Here is a 16,677-nt window from a genome sequence, read left to right on the forward strand (position 1 = left end):
CGCCGTCAACGCCGGCGACAAGGACGCTGCGGCCGCGATCTCGTGCGCGAGCTTCCGCGACCGGGCGCACGGCGCCGCGGTGACCGGCGCCGACCCGGGCATCACCTTCGCGCTCGGGGAGGTGCGGGTGACGGGCACGACCGCAACCGCGACCCTCACCGAACACCTGGTCTTCGCCGGAACGACGTCGGACACCCGCGTGCGGCTGAGCGTCGTGGAGACGTCGGGCAGATGGCTCGTGTGCGGAACGGCCTGATCAGGCGGGGTGCCCGGGCCGCTGGGCACGGGCACTGGCGTACAGGCAGACGGCGGCCGCGGCGGCGAGGTTGAGGCTCTCCGCCCTGCCGTGGACGGGCACCCGGACGCTGCGGTCGGCGCTGTTGACGACGTCCTCGGGCAGCCCGCGCGCCTCGTTGCCGAACAGCCACGCCGTCGCTCGCCCGAGGGAGCCCTCGTCGACGAGCGTGTCGAGGTCGTGCGTGCCCGCGCCCGTGGTGGCCAGCGTGGTCAGCCCGGCCGCCCGAACGGCGGTCAGGACGTCGTCGATCTCGGCGTCGACGACCACGTCGAGATGGAAGTGGCTGCCCGCGGCGGCCCGGACCGCCTTGCCGTTGTAGACGTCCACCCCGCCGGCCAGCACCACGGCATCGGCGCCCGCCGCGTCGGCGGTGCGCAGGATCGTCCCGGCGTTGCCGGGATCACTCGGCTCGACGAGGACTGCGACGAGCCGCGGTTGCCGCGCCAGCGCCTCCCCAAGCCGGACGTCGACGGCGCGGCACACCGCGACGAGTCCCTGGGGCGTGACCGTCTCGGACAGGCGAGCGGCGGCCCGGGCGGTGATCTCCTCGACCGGTACGTCGGTGAGCATCTGCCGGTGGCGCTCGATCGCCTCGGCGGTGGCGAAGACCTCGACCACGACCTCGGGCCGGCCCAGCGCCTCGCGCACGGCCTGGGCCCCCTCGGCAAGGAAGAGCCCGGCCTCGCGGCGCGCCTGCCGTCCGGTGAGACGACGGGCGGCCGCGAGCCGGGCGTTGCCGTCAGCGAGCCGGGCCCGCGGAGCGGCCATGCGTCGCGGCGTCCTCAGGCGGCAGGCGACTGGGCCGCGGCGCCGCCGGTGCCCTCGGCCGCCACGGCGGCACGTGCCACCTCGACCAGCGCCGCGAAGGCCGGCGCGTCGTTCACCGCGAGGTCGGCGAGGACCTTGCGGTCGACCGTGACGCCGGCCAGGCGCAGGCCCTGGACGAACCGGTTGTAGGTGATGTCGTTCGCCCGCGCGGCCGCGTTGATCCGCGTGATCCACAACTGGCGGAAGTCACCCTTGCGCTGCTTGCGGTCGCGGTACTGGTACGTCGCGGAGTGGAGCAGTTGCTCCTTGGCCTTGCGGTAGAGCCGTGAGCGCTGGCCGCGGTAGCCGCTGGCCGCTTCGAGGGTGCTCCGACGCTTCTTATGGGCATTCACTGCCCGCTTCACGCGTGCCACTGTGGTTCCTTGGGTGTTCGGGCCGCCCGAGTCGTTCGCGGGCAGCGGGGTGGGAGGAGAAGCCGCGGACGGCTGCCGCTAGCGGCCGAGGAGCTTCTTGACGCGGGGCCGGTCGACGGCGGCGATCTCCTCGGTGCCGGTGAGGCGGCGGGTGATCCGCGACGACTTGCGCTCGAGCAGGTGACGCTTGCCGGCGCGCTCGGTGAGCAGCTTGCCGCTGCCGGTGACCTTCACGCGCTTCTTCATCCCGCTGTGGGTCTTGTTCTTGGGCATTCGGGCGGTCCTCTTCGTGTCGGGTGACGGGGCTATGCGACGCCGTCGGTGTCGGGCGCGACCTCACGGGGCGCTCGGGTGATCTTGGTGCTGCGATGCGGCGCGACGACCATGACCATGTTGCGTCCGTCCTGCTTGGGCGAGGATTCCACGAAGCCGAGCTCCTGGATGTCTTCGGCCAAACGCTGAAGCAACCGGAAACCCAGCTCGGGACGCGACTGCTCGCGGCCCCGGAACATGATCGTGACCTTGACCTTGTCACCCTGCTTGAGGAATCGCTCGACGTGACCCTTCTTGGTCTCGTAGTCGTGCGAGTCGATCTTCGGACGCAGCTTCATCTCTTTGATGACGGTGAGGGCCTGGTTGCGCCGGGCCTCACGCGCCTTCTGCGCGCTCTCGTACTTGAACTTGCCGTAGTCCATGAGCTTGCAGACCGGCGGCCGCGCCATCGGAGCAACCTCGACGAGATCCAGGTCCGACTCGGCGGCGAGTTCGAGGGCCTTGCCGATCGGCACGATGCCGACCTGCTCGCCCTCGGGACCGACGAGGCGTACTTCGGGGACACGGATCCGGTCGTTGATCCTGGGTTCGGAACTGATGGGACCTCCTTGGGTCGTTCTCTGTCTGTCACACCGGCGCCGCTCACAGGAACGGCCCCGTTGCGCTTGTGCGCACGGGGCCGTGAGTCTGCCGACCGGCCACGACGACGAGCGCCGCCCGACGGGCGACACTCGACCTCCGGCGATGCCGGATGTCGTGGACCGGACCCGGCGCACCTGATCGTTGCTGGTGGCGCGGGTGGGAGGCTCGAGGCTTCCGCTTGCACACCCCCGCCGGAAGCGGGGGCTGGTCGCAGTGACAGGGTAACAGCGTGGCTCAGAGCAACCCAAACCGCGCGCGCAAGCAGAAGGACACGACGAGCACCGGCATTCCGGGGGCGGCGACGCCGGGCGGTCCGGGCAGTGCGTCGCAGGCGCACCCGCTCGACGCGATCCCGCTGCCGGCCCACGGGTTCGACCGGCTCGACTTCCCGGTCCGCGAGCTCGCGACGATCCCGGCGGCCGACGTCATCAGCCGGGCCGCCGCGCTGATCATGGCCGCAACGGCCGAGAAGCTCGGCCTGACGCCGAACGAGGAGCCGGACATCGATCTGGACGAGGCGCGGCGGCTCATCGACTCGCTCGCCGGGCTGCTGGCGGCGTCGCAGGACCACCTCGGGGAGCACCGCGAGCCGCTGCGCGAGGGGCTGCGCACCGTGCAGACCGCGTTCCGCGAGGCGTCGGCCTTCCCCGACGCTCCGGGCGAGGGTCCGGGCGAGCGGTTCACCGTCGGCTAGCACCGCCGCCTTGTCGGACCCCGCGGGCAGACTGGGTCCGTGCACCACTTCACCGCTGCCACCCAGGCCTGGCTCGACGGCGCCTTCTCCGCTCCCACGCCGGCCCAGACCGGCGCGTGGGACGCGGTGGCCCGCGGTGAGAACACCCTCGTCGTCGCCCCCACCGGGTCGGGCAAGACCCTGGCCGCCTTCCTCTCCGCGCTCGACCGGCTGTCGGCGGAGCCTCTGCCGGAGGACCCGAAGCGCCGCTGCCGAGTGCTCTACGTCAGCCCGCTGAAAGCCCTGGCCGTCGACGTCGAGCGGAACCTGCGCGGACCGCTGGCCGGGATCCGGCAGGCGGCGGCGCGTCTCGGCGTGGCCGAACCCGACATCACCGTCGGCATGCGCTCGGGCGACACCCCGGCCGACGAGCGGCGCCTGTTCACCCGGCGACCGCCGGACATCCTCATCACCACCCCCGAGTCGCTGTTCCTGCTGCTGACCTCGGCCGCGCGCGAATCCCTGCGCGGCGTCGACACGGTGATCATCGACGAGGTGCACGCCGTCTGTTCCTCCAAGCGCGGCGCCCACCTTGCGGTGTCCCTCGAACGGCTCGACGCCCTGCTGGAGAAGCCGGCGCAGCGCATCGGGCTGTCGGCCACGGTGCGCCCGGTCGACGAGGTGGCCACCTTCCTCGCCGGCGGCCGGGCCGTCACCGTGGTGCAGCCGGCATCGCAGAAATCCGTCGAACTGCAGGTCGTGGTGCCGGTCGAGGACATGTCGGCGATCGGCGAACCGACCGACGACCTCACCGGGTCGGCCGCGGGCGCCCAGCGCCGCACGTCCATCTGGCCGCACGTCGAGGAGCGGGTGCTCGACCTCGTGCTGTCGCACCGCTCGACGATCGTGTTCGCCAACTCCCGCCGCCTGGCCGAACGCCTCACGGCGCGGCTGAACGAGATCGCGTCCGAACGTGCCGGCGCCGCCTTCGAGAACGGCGCTCCGCCGGCGCAGGTCATGGCCCAGGCCGGGTCGGGGCACCCGGCGGGCGCGACCGTCGTCGCCCGGGCCCACCACGGCTCGGTGTCGCGCGAGCAGCGCTCGATCGTCGAGGAGGAACTGAAGGCCGGCTTGATCCCCGCCGTCGTGGCGACGTCGTCTCTCGAACTCGGCATCGACATGGGCGCGGTCGATCTCGTGGTGCAGGTCGAGTCACCGCCGTCGGTCGCCGCCGGGCTGCAGCGGGTCGGCCGCGCCGGTCACCAGGTGGGCGCGGTGTCGCGGGGCGTGATCTTCCCGAAGTTCCGGGGCGACCTGCTCGAGTGCGCCGTCGTGGCCGAGCGCATGCGCGACGGCCTGATCGAATCGATGCGCTACCCGCGCAATCCGCTCGACGTCCTGGCCCAGCAGATCGTCGCGATGGTCGCCCTCGACACCGTGACCGTCGACGAGGTCGAGGAGCTCATGCGGCGGGCGGCTCCGTTCGCCGGCCTGCCTCGTTCCGCGCTCGAGGCCGTGCTCGACATGCTGGCCGGGCGCTACCCGTCCGACGCCTTCGCCGAGCTCCGGCCGCGTCTGGTGTGGGACCGCGTCACCGGCGAGCTCAGCGCGCGGCGGGGCGCCCAGCACCTGGCCGTGACGAGCGGCGGCACCATCCCCGACCGTGGCCTGTTCGGCGTCTTCCTGGCGACGGGTGAGGGCCCCGGCCGCCGGGTCGGCGAGCTCGACGAGGAGATGGTCTACGAGTCCCGCGTCGGCGACGTCTTCCTGCTGGGCTCCTCGTCCTGGCGCATCGAGGACATCACCCACGACCGCGTGCTCGTCACCCCCGCGCCGGGCGAGGTCGGCAAGATGCCCTTCTGGAAGGGCGATCAGCCCGGCCGCCCGGCCGAGCTCGGCCGGGCGCTGGGCGCGTTCCTGCGCGAGATCGCCTCCGCGACGCCGGAGCAGGGCGCAGCCCGGGCCCGAGCGGCCGGACTCGACGAGTGGGGCACCGCGAACCTGCTCGCCTACCTGTCCGAACAGCGCGAGGCGACGCATCAGATGCCCGACGACCGGACGATCCTGGTCGAGCGCTTCCGCGACGAGCTGGGCGACTGGCGCCTGGTCGTGCACTCGCCGTTCGGCGCGCCGGTCAACGCGCCGTGGGCGTTGGCCATCGCCGCCCGGCTGCGCGAGCGTTTCGGGTTGGAGGTCAGTTCGATGCACTCCGACGACGGCATCGTGCTGCGCCTGCCCGATACCGACGCCGAGCCGCCAGGGGCCGACATCGCGGTCTTCGAGCCCGACGAGATTGAAGCCATGGTCACCGCCGAGGTCGGCAGCTCGGCGCTGTTCGCCTCGCGCTTCCGCGAATGCGCCGCCCGGTCGTTGCTGCTCCCCCGCCGCGACCCCCGGCGCCGCACGCCGCTGTGGCAGCAACGCCAGCGCGCGAACCAACTGCTGCAGGTGGCCAGCGAGTACGGCGACTTCCCGGTGGTCCTCGAAGCGATGCGCGAGTGCCTGCAGGACGTCTTCGACGTCCCCGGACTGGTCGGGCTCATGCGCGACCTCGGGTCACGCACGGTGAAGGTGGTCGAGGTCGAGACCCCGTCCGCCTCGCCCTTCGCCCGTTCCCTGCTCTTCGGCTACGTCGGCGTCTTCCTCTACGAGGGCGATGCCCCGCTGGCCGAGCGACGCGCCCAGGCGCTCTCGCTCGACTCCGCGATGCTGGCCGAGCTGCTCGGCGCGACCGACCTGCGCGAACTGCTCGACATCGAGGCCATCGCCGCGGTGGAGGCCGAGATCGCGCGGCTCGCCCCCGACCGGCACGCCCGCGGCGTCGACGGCGTGCACGACCTGCTGCGCGCGGTCGGTGATCTGAGCACGGCCGAGGCCATCGCCCGCGGAGCGACGGCGCAGGATCTCGCCGCGCTGGAAGAGGCACGACGCGCCATCCGGGTGCGCATCGCCGGTGAGCAGCGCTGGATGGCGATCGAGGACTCCGGCCGCATCCGTGACGCGTTGGGTGCGGCCCTGCCGGTCGGCGTGCCCGAGGCCTTCACCGAACCGGTGCGCGATCCGCTGGGTGACCTCGTGTCGCGCTACGCCCGCACCCACGGACCGTTCGTGGCGCAGGAGGTCGCCGACCGGCTCGGCCTCGGCGTCGCCGTGGTGTCCTCCGCCCTCGCCCGCCTCGGCGCCTCCGGGCGGCTCGTGCAGGGTGAGTTCCGCCCGGGCGGGATCGCCACCGAATGGTGCGACGCCGAGGTGCTGCGGGCAATCCGGCGCCGCTCGCTGGCCGCGCTGCGCAAGGAGGTCGAGCCGGTCCCGCACGAGGCGCTCGCCCGGTTCATCCCGTCGTGGCAGGGGCTGGGCGCGCGGTCGCTGCGAGGCGCCGACGGGCTGCTGCGCGCGATCGAGCAGCTGGCCGGCGCGGCCGTCCCGGCGAGCGCCCTCGAGACCCTCGTGCTGCCGAGCCGGGTCGCCGGCTACTCCCCCGCCCTGCTCGACGAGCTCACCGCGGCCGGCGAGGTCGTCTGGGCGGGCGCCGGGTCGCTGCCGGGCAACGACGGCTGGGTCACGCTGGCCCCGGCCGAGCTGGCGCCGCTGATCCTGCCCCCCGTCGAGGAGATCACCGATCCGGTGGCGATGGCCGTGCGCGAGGCGCTCGCGGCAGACGAGGCGGTGTTCTTCAAGTCCCTGGTCGATCGCGCCACCGCCGAGAGCGGGTTCCAGACCGACGAGGCCGTCACCCGCGCCATCTGGGAACTCGTCTGGGCCGGCGCGCTCACCAATGACACGCTCGCGCCGGTGCGGGCGCTGCTCGGCCAGGGCCGCACCTCGCACTCGCGCAAGGCCGCGCCGCGGCGTAGCCGCTACGGCCGCTACTCCGGGCTCACCGCTCCCGGGGGCGGCGGGTCGCCGGTCCGCCCGACCCCGTACGGCATGGGTGGCCGGTGGTCGGCCGTGCCGCCTCGCGATCTCGACGTCACCCGCCGCGCACTCGCCTCGGCCGACGTGTTCCTCGACCGCTACGGCGTCGTGACCCGCGGCTCGGTCGTGGGCGAGCGGCTGGCCGGCGGATTCTCCGCCGTCTACCCGGTGCTCAAGGCGGCCGAGGAATCGGGACGCGCGCGGCGCGGCTACTTCGTCGAGGGCCTCGGGGCGGCACAGTTCGCGCTGCCCGGCGCGGTGGATCGGCTGCGGGCCGAGGCCCGGCCGCTCGACGTCCGCGGCGCCGACGGGTCACCGGCGCTCGTGCTGGCCGCGACCGATCCGGCGAACCCGTACGGCGGGGCGCTGCCCTGGCCCGAGGCACCGCGGCCCGACGACGGCGGCCGGGGGCATCAGCCCGCCCGCAAGGCCGGCGCGCTGGTCGTGCTCGTCGACGGGCGGTGCGTGCTCTACGTCGAGCGCGGCGGCCGCACGCTGCTGTCGTTCACCGACGACGCCGCCGTCCTGCAGCCGGCGGCTGACGCGCTCGCGCTCGCCGTGCGCGACGGTGCGCTGGGCAAGCTGCAGGTGGAGCGGGCCGACGGACTGCCGGTCGCGTCATCGGCCCTCGGGCAGGCCCTCGAGGCGGCCGGCTTCCGGCCGACCCCGCGCGGCCTGCGGCTGCGGAGCTGAGCCGGCATGCCCGAGGGCGACACCGTCTGGCTCACCGCGCACCGGCTGAACCAGGCCCTGGCCGGCCGGCCGGTCACGCTGTTCGATCTGCGGGTGCCGGCCCTGGCCACGACCGATCTGCGCGGACAGACCGTCACCGAGGTGATCGCCCGGGGCAAGCACCTGCTGACCCGCTTCGGCAACGACCTCACCCTGCACAGCCATCTGCGCATGGACGGCTCGTGGTACCTCTCACGTCCGGGTCAGCGGCCGCGGCGACACCCCGAACACATGATCCGCGCCCTCGTGGGCAACACCGACTGGACAGCCACCGGGTTCCGCGTGCACGACCTGCGCATCGTCACCCGGGCCGGCGAGTCCGAGCTCGTCGGTCACCTCGGGCCGGATCTGCTGGGACCGGACTGGGACGCCGCCCGGGCGGTGGCGAACCTGCGGCGCGATGCCGACCGCTCGATCGGCGAGGCCCTGCTGGACCAGACGAACCTGGCCGGGGTCGGCAACATGTACAAGTGCGAGGTGCTGTTCCTGGAGCGGACCAATCCGTGGACTCCGGTGCGCGAGGTCGGCGACCTCGAAGCGATCGCCGCCACGTCGTACCGGGTGCTGCGGGCCAATCGCGACCACCCGGAGCAGTCGACCACCGGCTATGTCGGCCGCGGGCGCGAGCACTGGGTCTACGAGCGGGGCGGCGACACCTGCCTGCGCTGTCGGACCCGCATCCGCCGCGCGGAGCAGGGCGAGCCGCCCCGGGCCCGACCGACCTACTGGTGCCCGGGCTGCCAGCCGCGAGCCGAAGCCGTCGACTGAAGCTCAGGTTCAGGCTTCGCCGGTATCCGTCTTCTTGGTGGTGTCTACTGAGGGCTCGGTCGAGGCTGCTGGGGACGCGCCACCGATCGCGCCGGGCTGATCGCCCGCGGTCACGGCCGGCGTCTCGGCCGCCAGTGATGCCCGGATCTCGTCCAGCCGGGCCGCGCCCTTGAGGTCGTTGGTCGCCCGCTGCACCTCGAGGATGCGCGCGCCGGACGAGTCCTTCGCCAGTTCCTGCTGTCCGATCGCGATGGCGTAGCGCTTCTCGATCTTGTCCCGCACCTCGTCGAGCGACGGCGTGTTGCTCGGGGCGGCGACCTCGCTCATCTGCTGCAGCGACGCGGCCACCTTCTCCTGCATCTTGGCCTGCTCGAGCTGGGAGAGCAGCTTGGTGCGCTCGGCCAGCTTCTGCTGCAGCATCAGGGCGTTCGTCCGCACCGCCTCACGGGCCTGGCCCGCGGCCTGCAGGGCCTGGTCGTGCAGGCTCTTGAGATCCTCGACGGACGACTCGGCGCTGACCAACTGGTTGGCCAGGGCCTGGGCGGTCTGCTCGAACTGGGCTGCCTTCGCGGCGTCGCCGTCGGCCCGGGCCTTGTCGGCCAGCACGAGCGCCTGGCGGGCCTGGGCCTGCAGGTTCTCGACGGTGTTGAGCTGGCGATCGAGCTGCATCTCGAGCTGACGCTGGTTGCCGATCACGGCGGCGGCCTGCGTGGTCAGCGCCTGGTGCTGGCGCTGCGCCTCCTGGACGGCCTGCTCGATCTGGACCCTGGGATCGGCCTTCTCGTCGATCTTGGTCCCGAACCAGGCCGACATGTACTTCCAGGCCTTGACCAGCGGGTTGGGCTCGGTCATCGTGTTCGCCTCTCGCACTCGTCGGCGACCGCGTCGGTATCGCCTCGGGATCGGGACGACGGTGATCGGCCGGACCTCCATCGTGGCAGAACTGCGCGAACCGGCGCAGCGACCGCGCCGGCCGGTGGACGGGGAAGGCTCAGGCCGGGCCGTCGAGGCGCGGGAGCCCGGCGAGCAGCACCGCGACGTCGGCGACGATCACGCGCGGATCGGCCGGGGTGAGCACGAACGAGGCGAGCCAACGCAGCACGGTGTCGGTGCCCCCGAACGACTCGGCCCGGAGCGCCGCGTCGACCGCGCTGCGGGCGTGCTGCCAGCCGTCGCTGGCCTCGTCGATGCGCCCCAGCGCGGCGAGGGTGGCCGGCTCGACGACCGCCAGGCCGCGACGGACCGGGTGCCGCGAGAGGGTCGTGGCGGTGCCGACCAGCGCCGCCTCGAGCGACTGGCCGGCGGCGGCCTCGACGAGCTGGTCGACCTGGTCGACGACCAGTGCGGCCAACACGGCCTCGCGGGTGCGGAAGTGGTTGTAGAGCGTCGCCTTGGCGACGCCGGCCGCGGCGGCCACCTGGGCCATCGTGATGCGCGTGCCACTGACCTCGACCGCCCGGGCGGCCCCGGCGAGCAGGGCCGTCCGGGTGCGGTTCATCGCGTTGCCGGCGCGCGTGCGGGTTCCGGTGACCCGCACCGGAGCGGCCGACGCGATCGCCGGGGGCGGCGGAGGCGCGCTGGGCTCGGGCGCCGTGGTGGGGCGGAACAGCGTGTCGAACAGTGGGTTGCTCATGTCGACCTCACTTCGCAGCTCGTCACGGCGTGTCGCCGTCCGACGCTTGCAACGGATGGTTACCTGCCACCGCCACCGGACCGGGGAGGTCGTCGGCGGGTCGCGCCAAGCAGTGACGGCTGTGACTGATGATGCCAGTGAGGTCCGACAACGGAGCGCGGGCGTCGTGCCCGGGGCCGGTTCACGGCGGCGGAGTGGGTCAGGCGGCCACGTTCGGCAGCGCGTGAACCTTGGCCGAACCGGCACGCACCTGCACACCCGCGGGCGCAGCCGCCGCGTCGATCGCCGGCGTGATGCGGGCCGAGCCGGAGCCGGGGATGAGCGCGACCCGACCGTTGGCCGACGCCAGCTTCTCCTCGCGGCGCAGCATCTGGCTGACCTCGGCGAACAGCTCGGAGAGTTCGACGTCGAGCGCATTGCAGATCGCGGCGAGCAGTTCGGACGACGGTTCCTTGCGGCCGCGCTCGACCTCGGAGAGGTAACCGAGGCTCACGCGGGCGGTCGCGGCGACCTCTCGCAGGGTGCGGCGCTGTCGCATCCGCAGCCCGCGCAGGGTCTCTCCCACGACCTGGCGCAGCACTGGCATGTGGCGAACCCCCTCCGTGGACGATCTCGCTCCGGCGTCGACTGGTCGGAGCCAACGGTACCCAAGACATCGGACACGCCGGCCGAGCCTTGAGTCCCGTCCGCTCAGGGCGAACAGCCGCTCTCCTGCGCCAACGAGCGGGAACGGTCCGGAATTCCGGGACGGGCGATCAGGCGACGATGGATTCGCGCCGCAGGCGCAGCGCCCGCGCGACGTAGTCGACGCCGGTCGCGAGGGCGACGACGACGGCAACGACCATGAACGCCCAGGCGATCGGCGTGAGCCAGCTGCCGAGCGCCGGGATCAGCACGAACAACCCGATGGCCACGGCCTGCAGCAGCGTCTTGATCTTGCCGCCACGGCTGGCCGGGATGACGCCGTGCCGGATGACCCAGAACCGCAGCAGCGTGACGCCGAGCTCGCGCACCAGCATGACAACGGTGACCCACCAGGGCAGGTCGTGCAGCAGCGACAGCCCGATCAGGGCGGCCCCGACGAGGGCCTTGTCGGCGATCGGGTCGGCCAGCTTGCCGAACTCGGTGACGAGTCCGCGCTTGCGGGCGATGTCGCCGTCGATGCGGTCGGTGATGGAGGCGACGGCGAAGATCGCCCAGGCCAGGAAGCGCAGGCCGCTCTCGTGGCCGGTGCCCGCGAACAGCGCCCAGACGAAGAACGGCACCAGCACGAGTCGGAAGACGGTCAGCGCGTTGGCGATGTTCCAGGCCGAGGCCGGGCTCGGGGGGTCGCCGGCCGGATCCTCGGTCAGCGGCGGCAGTGCGGCCTGGGCCGCCTGCGCCGCCTTGGGCAACTGGCCGCGGACGACCAGGTCGCGCGCCTTCACCTCGCGGGCCTTCACCTCGCGGCCCGCGGCCTCCTGGCCGGTGGACTCGGCGGGCGTCACCACGGCTCACCCACCGGCTCGGCCACGAGGTCCACACCCTCTGAGTCGACGACGAACGCCGAGATCATCCGGCCGCGCTCGAGCCCGTCGCCGCCGACGAGCCGCACGACGCCGTCGACATCGGGGCCCTGGTGCGCGCCGCGACCGAAGACGCCGTCCTCGTCGACCTCCTCGACCAGCACGTCGACGCGCGAGCCGATGCGGTCCTCGGCCCGCTGGCTGACGAGCTCGTGGGCCAGCGAGCTGATCTGCTCGACCCGCTCGGCGATGACGTCCTCGTCGATCTTGCCGTCGAAGTCGACGGCGTCGGTGCCCTCCTCGTCGGAGTAGCCGAAGACGCCTATCGCGTCCAGCTCGGCCAGCGACAGGAACTTCTCCAGCTCCTCGACGTCGGCCTCGGTCTCGCCCGGAAAACCGACGATGACGTTGCTGCGCGCCCCGAGGTCGGGGGCGAGCGCGCGGGCCCGGGCCAGCAGTTCGAGGAACGGCTCGGTGCCGCCGAAGCGCTTCATCCGGCGCAGCACGGTCGGGCTGGCGTGCTGGAAGGACAGGTCGAAGTAGGGGGCGACGCCGGGCGTGGTGGCGAGGACGCGCAGCAGGTCCGGACGCAGCTCGGCCGGCTGCAGGTAGGACACCCGGATGCGGTCGATGCCGTCGACGGCGGCGAGTTCGGGCAACAGCGCCTCGAGCGCGCGCAGGTCGCCGAGGTCCTTGCCGTAGGAGGTGGAGTTCTCGCTGACGAGCACGAGCTCACGGGCACCGGTCGAGGCGAGCCACGTCGCCTCGCGGAGGACGTCCTCCGGCGGGCGCGACACGAACGAGCCGCGGAACGACGGGATGGCGCAGAAGGTGCACTTTCGGTCGCAGCCGGAGGCGAGCTTGAGGTAGGCGACAGGCGCGTCGTCGAGGCGGTTGCGCACGGTGCCGGTCGGCAGCCACCCGTGCCCGGGCAACGCGACGTCGGCGGCGGCGGCCGGGCGCTGCACCGGCGAGACCGGCAGCAGCTTGCGGCGGTCGCGCGGCACGTGCGGCGCGACGGGTCGGCCGGCGGCGACGTCGTCGAGCCGGGCCGCGATGTCGGCGTAGGAGTCGAAACCGAGCACGGCGTCGGCCTCGGGCAGCGACGAGGCGAGCTGGTCGCCGTAACGCTCGGCCAGGCAGCCCACGGCGACGACCTTCTTGCCGGTCTCGGAGGCCGCGAGCAGCGTGTCGATCGAGTCCTTCTTGGCCGAGTCGATGAACCCGCAGGTGTTGACGACGACGACATCCGCATCGTCGGCGTCCTCGATCAGCGACCAGCCGCCGGCGCCGAGACGGCCGGCGAGTTCCTCGGAGTCGACCTCGTTGCGGGCACAGCCCAGGGTCACGAGGGCGACGGAACGAGGGGGCTGAGACACGAAATGCAGGTTACCCGCGCGGGGCGGCCACCGTTCCCACGACTGCCCCGACCGGACCGGCTAGCGTGCTAGGCGTGACCGTCGTCGTCCGTCGTGCCCGCACCGCCGACGTCCCCGCGATCAAGTCGATCGTCGACATCTACGCCGGCTCCGGCCGCAAGATGCTGGCCAAGGAGCTCGTCACACTCTACGAAGACGTGCAGGACTTCATGGTCGCCGACCTCGACGGCCGGGTCGTCGGCTGCGGCGCACTGCACGTGCTGTGGTCCGACCTCGGCGAGGTCCGCACCCTGGCCGTGCATCCCGACGCCGCCGACCAGCGCATCGGTCGCCAGCTCCTCGACGCGCTCATCGCCACCGCGCGCGAGCTCGGGCTGTCCCGGCTGTTCGCGCTGACCTTCCATACCGGCTTCTTCGGCCGGGCCGGCTTCGTCCAGATCGAGGGCGCACCGGTCGACCACGACACCTATGACGCGCTGCGACGCTCGTACGACCCGGGCGTCGCCGAATTCCTGAACCTGGAGTACGTCAAGCCGAACACGCTCGGCAACACCCGAATGTTGCTGAACCTCGCGTAACACGCACCGCGCGCCTCACCAGTCACAGGCGTCTCGCACGTTAGCGTCGAGGACATTGGAGGTGAGCGTGATGGCCACACTTGACCGCATCGACCCCGCGTACACGGCCTGGTCGCCGTCGTCCGCGGGTCTCGTCACCGAGGACGAGGAATACATCGGGCGGCACCGCAAGCCCACGGGCGGGCGCGGCTTCTCGCTCACCCGCATGTTCTACGCGGCGAAGCACCGCACTCGCTGACCCGCCGCACGCCCGCGGCCCCGAACGCACCGGCGGCCACTCACCCGACGGTGAGTGGCCGCCGGTTCGCTGTGCGGCGCCTTCAGTCGAGGGCGTCCGGTACCGCCGCCGGCACGTCCTCGTCGTCGTCGTCGTCGGAGGAGATCAGGTCGTCAGCGCTGCCACCGTTGCGCAGCGTGTAGAGCAATCCGGCGAGCTCGTCCGGCACGACCAGCACCTCGCGCGCCTTCGACCCCTCCGACGGGCCCACGATGCTGCGCGACTCCATGAGGTCCATCAACCGGCCCGCCTTCGCGAAGCCGACGCGCAGCTTGCGCTGCAGCATCGACGTCGACCCGAACTGGGTGGAGACCACCAGCTCGACCGCGGACAGGAAGAGGTCGAGGTCGTCACCGATGTCCTCGTCGATCTCCTTCTTGACCGCGGCCGGCGCGGTCACGTCCTCGCGATACGTCGGCTGCAGCTGCTGCTTGCAGTGGTCGACGATGGCGTTGATCTCGGCGTCGGTGACGTAGGCACCCTGCATGCGGGCCGGCTTGGACGCGCCCATGGGCAGGAAGAGCGCGTCGCCCTTGCCCAGCAGCTTCTCCGCGCCCGGCTGGTCGAGGATGACCCGCGAGTCGGCGAGCGAGGAGGTCTTGAAGCCGAGCCGCGACGGCACGTTGGCCTTGATCAGACCGGTGACGACATCGACCGACGGCCGCTGCGTCGCGAGCACCAGGTGGATGCCGGCGGCGCGGGCCTTCTGGGTGATCCGGACGATGTGGTCCTCGACGTCGCGGGGGGCGACCATCATCAGGTCGGCGAGCTCGTCGACCACGGCGAGGATGTAGGGGTAGGGCCGGTAGACCCGCTCGCTGCCGGGGGGCGCGGTGATCTCGCCCTTCTCCACCTTGCGGTTGAAGTCGTCCACGTGCCGAACACCCGTGGCCCGCATGTCCTGGTAGCGCTGCTCCATCTCCTCGACGAGCCAGGCCAGGGCGGTCGCGGCCTTCTTCGGGTCGGTGATGATCGGCGTGATCAGGTGCGGGATGCCGTCGTAGGGCGTGAGCTCGACCATCTTCGGGTCGACCAGGATCATGCGCAGCTGATCGGGGGTGGCGCGCAGCAGCAGCGAGGTGAGCACCGAGTTGATGCAGCTGGACTTTCCGGCACCGGTCGCACCGGCCACCAGCAGGTGCGGCATCTTCGCCAGGTTGGCGCAGACGAAGCCGCCCTCGATGTCCTTGCCGAGGCCGACGAGCATCGGGTGCGGATCCTGCGTGGCGGCACTCGACCGCAGGACGTCACCGAGGCTGACCTTCTCGCGGTCGGTGTTGGGCACCTCGATGCCGACGGCAGACTTGCCCGGGATCGGCGCGAGGATGCGGATGTTGTCGTTGGCCACCGCATAGGCCAGGTTGCGGGTCAGCGCGGTGATCTTCTCGACCTTGACGGCGGGGCCGAGCTCGACCTCGTACCGGGTGACCGTCGGGCCGCGGGTGAAGCCGGTGACGGCGGCGTCGATCTGGAACTGCTCGAGGACGCCGGTGATCGCCTCGATGGCGACGTCGTTGGCCTTCGAGCGCGCCCGCGGTCGATCGCCCGGCCGCAGCATGGACAGCGCGGGGAGCATGTAGTTGCCCTCGACCGGCTGGATTGTCAGCTGCTGCGGCTCGGTGATCGGCGGCAGGTCCTCGGGCGGCGCGGTGCGATCGACGACCGGGGGCCGGAGCGCGGTGTGCTCCGGCATGGTGGTGATGGTCGCGTCCGCAGCGTCGTCGAGGGCGCCGAGGTCCACGGGCCCGGTCGTGAGCAGGTCCTCCGACAGGCTGCGCCGCGAGCGCCGCCCGGCCTTGGGCTCGGCAGGGACGTCGTCGTCCTCGTCCTCGTCGTAGTCGTCGTCCTCGTCGTAGGTGTGCCCGAGGAGCCGGTCGCCCACTTCGCGGAGACGCTCCGGGATCTGGTGCACCGGGGTGGCGGTGATGACCAGCACTCCGAAGAACGCCATCAGCACGAGCAGGACGACGGACACGATCGGGCCGACGCCGGCCACCAGCGGCGTCCCCACCGCCCAGCCGATCAGGCCACCCGAGCCGGGGAGTCCGTGCTGGGGGTCGGCGTGCGCGCCCAGTACCTGGGCGACCCCCACCACCGAGGCCGTCGAGCAGAACCAGCCGATGAGCAGCCGGCCCCGCGACTCGGGGTGCGGGCCGCTGCGCAGGAGCCGCAGGGCGGCGAAGAAGAGCACGACCGGCGCGACCATGACCAGCGAGCCGATGATCCAGCGCACCCCGCTGGCCAGCGTGACCCCGACCGGGCCGATCCCGTTGCTCCAGGCGGCCGCGCCCAGGACGACGGCCAGCCCGAGGACGGCGAGGCCGACGCCGTCGCGACGGTGCTCGGGGGCCAGGGGCTCGGTCTCGTCGGGGCGGGCGACCGAGCGGGCCAGCCCGCCGGCCCCACGGGCGAGCAGGTTCCAGCTGCCGCTCGCGGCGCGCCAGAGGCTGAATCCGTCGTTCTTCTTTCGGGCTGCCGGGCGGCGACCCGTCGAGGATCGCTTCGCCGGCGGCCGCTTCTTGCTGGCCGCGGTCGAGCCGGAGCGGCCACGGCTGCGCGCCGACGGGGTCGCCGCCGGGCGGCGCGTCGACGTACTGCGGGCAGGCATGCGTCGGACGGTAATCGCCCGAGGGCCCCGTACCCGTCAGGCGGAGAGACGTGTCCCTCACGGCCGCCGGAGAGGAGCACCTACCGTCACACCATGGATTCCCTCCTCCCCTACGGCAGCTGGCCCACCCCCATCGACTCCGAGTTGGTGGTTCGCGCGGCGGCGCGGCTCGGCGAGGTGGTCGTGGACAGGGACGCCGTGTGGTGGTCGGAGGG

The 16,677-nt window shown here is 72.5% G+C and carries 16 protein-coding genes; 6 read left to right on the forward strand and 10 right to left on the reverse strand.

The features are described 5' to 3' along the window. Positions 1-256 (forward strand): hypothetical protein (locus VGN18_RS09915; protein WP_327539516.1); only part of this gene is annotated, 256 nt, incomplete at its 5' end. Here the strand turns inward: VGN18_RS09915 and VGN18_RS09920 are convergent. From VGN18_RS09920 to infC, 4 genes are all read right to left on the reverse strand, one after another. Beyond that, positions 257-1,066 (reverse strand): RNA methyltransferase, encoded by an 810-nt coding sequence (locus VGN18_RS09920; RefSeq protein ID WP_327539517.1) that lies wholly within the window; start codon positions 1,064-1,066, stop codon positions 257-259. Between the two features lie 14 nt (positions 1,067-1,080). Continuing rightward, entirely contained in the window at positions 1,081-1,479 is a 399-nt protein-coding gene (gene rplT, locus VGN18_RS09925) for a 50S ribosomal protein L20 (RefSeq protein ID WP_327539518.1), read from the reverse strand. 78 nt (positions 1,480-1,557) lie between these two features. Then, positions 1,558-1,752 (reverse strand): 50S ribosomal protein L35, encoded by a 195-nt coding sequence (rpmI, locus tag VGN18_RS09930; protein WP_327539519.1) that lies wholly within the window; start codon positions 1,750-1,752, stop codon positions 1,558-1,560. A 32-nt stretch (positions 1,753-1,784) separates the two neighbouring features. Next, the gene (gene infC / locus VGN18_RS09935; protein WP_349259872.1) at positions 1,785-2,351 is read right to left on the reverse strand and encodes a translation initiation factor IF-3; all 567 of its coding nucleotides are present in this window, start codon (positions 2,349-2,351) and stop codon (positions 1,785-1,787) included. Between the two features lie 392 nt (positions 2,352-2,743). Between infC and VGN18_RS09940 the strand changes: the two genes are divergently transcribed. The 3 genes from VGN18_RS09940 to VGN18_RS09950 are packed head-to-tail and all read left to right on the forward strand — an operon-like array spanning position 2,744 to position 8,482. After that, positions 2,744-3,088 (forward strand): DUF1844 domain-containing protein, encoded by a 345-nt coding sequence (locus tag VGN18_RS09940; RefSeq protein ID WP_349259873.1) that lies wholly within the window; start codon positions 2,744-2,746, stop codon positions 3,086-3,088. 39 nt (positions 3,089-3,127) lie between these two features. Next, positions 3,128-7,675: an ATP-dependent helicase gene (locus VGN18_RS09945; RefSeq protein WP_327539522.1), complete on the forward strand. Its 4,548-nt coding sequence runs from the start codon at positions 3,128-3,130 to the stop codon at positions 7,673-7,675. Between the two features lie 6 nt (positions 7,676-7,681). Then, positions 7,682-8,482, forward strand: coding sequence for an Fpg/Nei family DNA glycosylase (locus tag VGN18_RS09950; RefSeq protein ID WP_327539523.1), 801 nt, complete (start codon positions 7,682-7,684; stop codon positions 8,480-8,482). Positions 8,483-8,491: 9 nt separating this feature from the next. Here VGN18_RS09950 and VGN18_RS09955 read toward each other — a convergent pair whose 3' ends face one another. The 5 genes from VGN18_RS09955 to rimO form a co-directional block, all read right to left on the reverse strand. Further along, entirely contained in the window at positions 8,492-9,334 is an 843-nt protein-coding gene (locus VGN18_RS09955; protein WP_327539524.1) for a PspA/IM30 family protein, read from the reverse strand. Between the two features lie 139 nt (positions 9,335-9,473). Beyond that, the gene (locus tag VGN18_RS09960; protein ID WP_327539525.1) at positions 9,474-10,115 is read right to left on the reverse strand and encodes a TetR family transcriptional regulator; all 642 of its coding nucleotides are present in this window, start codon (positions 10,113-10,115) and stop codon (positions 9,474-9,476) included. A 199-nt stretch (positions 10,116-10,314) separates the two neighbouring features. Beyond that, positions 10,315-10,701, reverse strand: coding sequence for a helix-turn-helix transcriptional regulator (locus tag VGN18_RS09965; RefSeq protein ID WP_327539526.1), 387 nt, complete (start codon positions 10,699-10,701; stop codon positions 10,315-10,317). Between the two features lie 169 nt (positions 10,702-10,870). Next, the gene (gene pgsA / locus VGN18_RS09970) at positions 10,871-11,509 is read right to left on the reverse strand and encodes a CDP-diacylglycerol--glycerol-3-phosphate 3-phosphatidyltransferase (protein WP_414655038.1); all 639 of its coding nucleotides are present in this window, start codon (positions 11,507-11,509) and stop codon (positions 10,871-10,873) included. An 89-nt stretch (positions 11,510-11,598) separates the two neighbouring features. Beyond that, positions 11,599-12,999: a 30S ribosomal protein S12 methylthiotransferase RimO gene (gene rimO / locus VGN18_RS09975; RefSeq protein WP_327539528.1), complete on the reverse strand. Its 1,401-nt coding sequence runs from the start codon at positions 12,997-12,999 to the stop codon at positions 11,599-11,601. 74 nt (positions 13,000-13,073) lie between these two features. Between rimO and VGN18_RS09980 the strand changes: the two genes are divergently transcribed. Together VGN18_RS09980 and VGN18_RS09985 are read left to right on the forward strand one after the other, a co-directional pair. After that, positions 13,074-13,577: an amino-acid N-acetyltransferase gene (locus tag VGN18_RS09980; RefSeq protein WP_327539529.1), complete on the forward strand. Its 504-nt coding sequence runs from the start codon at positions 13,074-13,076 to the stop codon at positions 13,575-13,577. Positions 13,578-13,647: 70 nt separating this feature from the next. Beyond that, positions 13,648-13,815 carry a hypothetical protein gene (locus tag VGN18_RS09985; protein WP_327539530.1) on the forward strand — a complete coding sequence of 56 codons (168 nt, stop codon included), beginning with the start codon at positions 13,648-13,650 and terminating at the stop codon, positions 13,813-13,815. An 82-nt stretch (positions 13,816-13,897) separates the two neighbouring features. On the opposite strand, the gene VGN18_RS09990 is transcribed toward VGN18_RS09985, so the two are convergent. After that, on the reverse strand, positions 13,898-16,462 hold the full coding sequence (locus VGN18_RS09990) for an FtsK/SpoIIIE family DNA translocase (protein WP_327539531.1): 2,565 nt from the start codon (positions 16,460-16,462) through the stop codon (positions 13,898-13,900). Positions 16,463-16,677: the final 215 nt, after the last annotated feature.

Source organism: Jatrophihabitans sp., from assembly GCF_036000465.1.
Taxonomy (GTDB): domain Bacteria; phylum Actinomycetota; class Actinomycetes; order Mycobacteriales; family Jatrophihabitantaceae; genus Jatrophihabitans.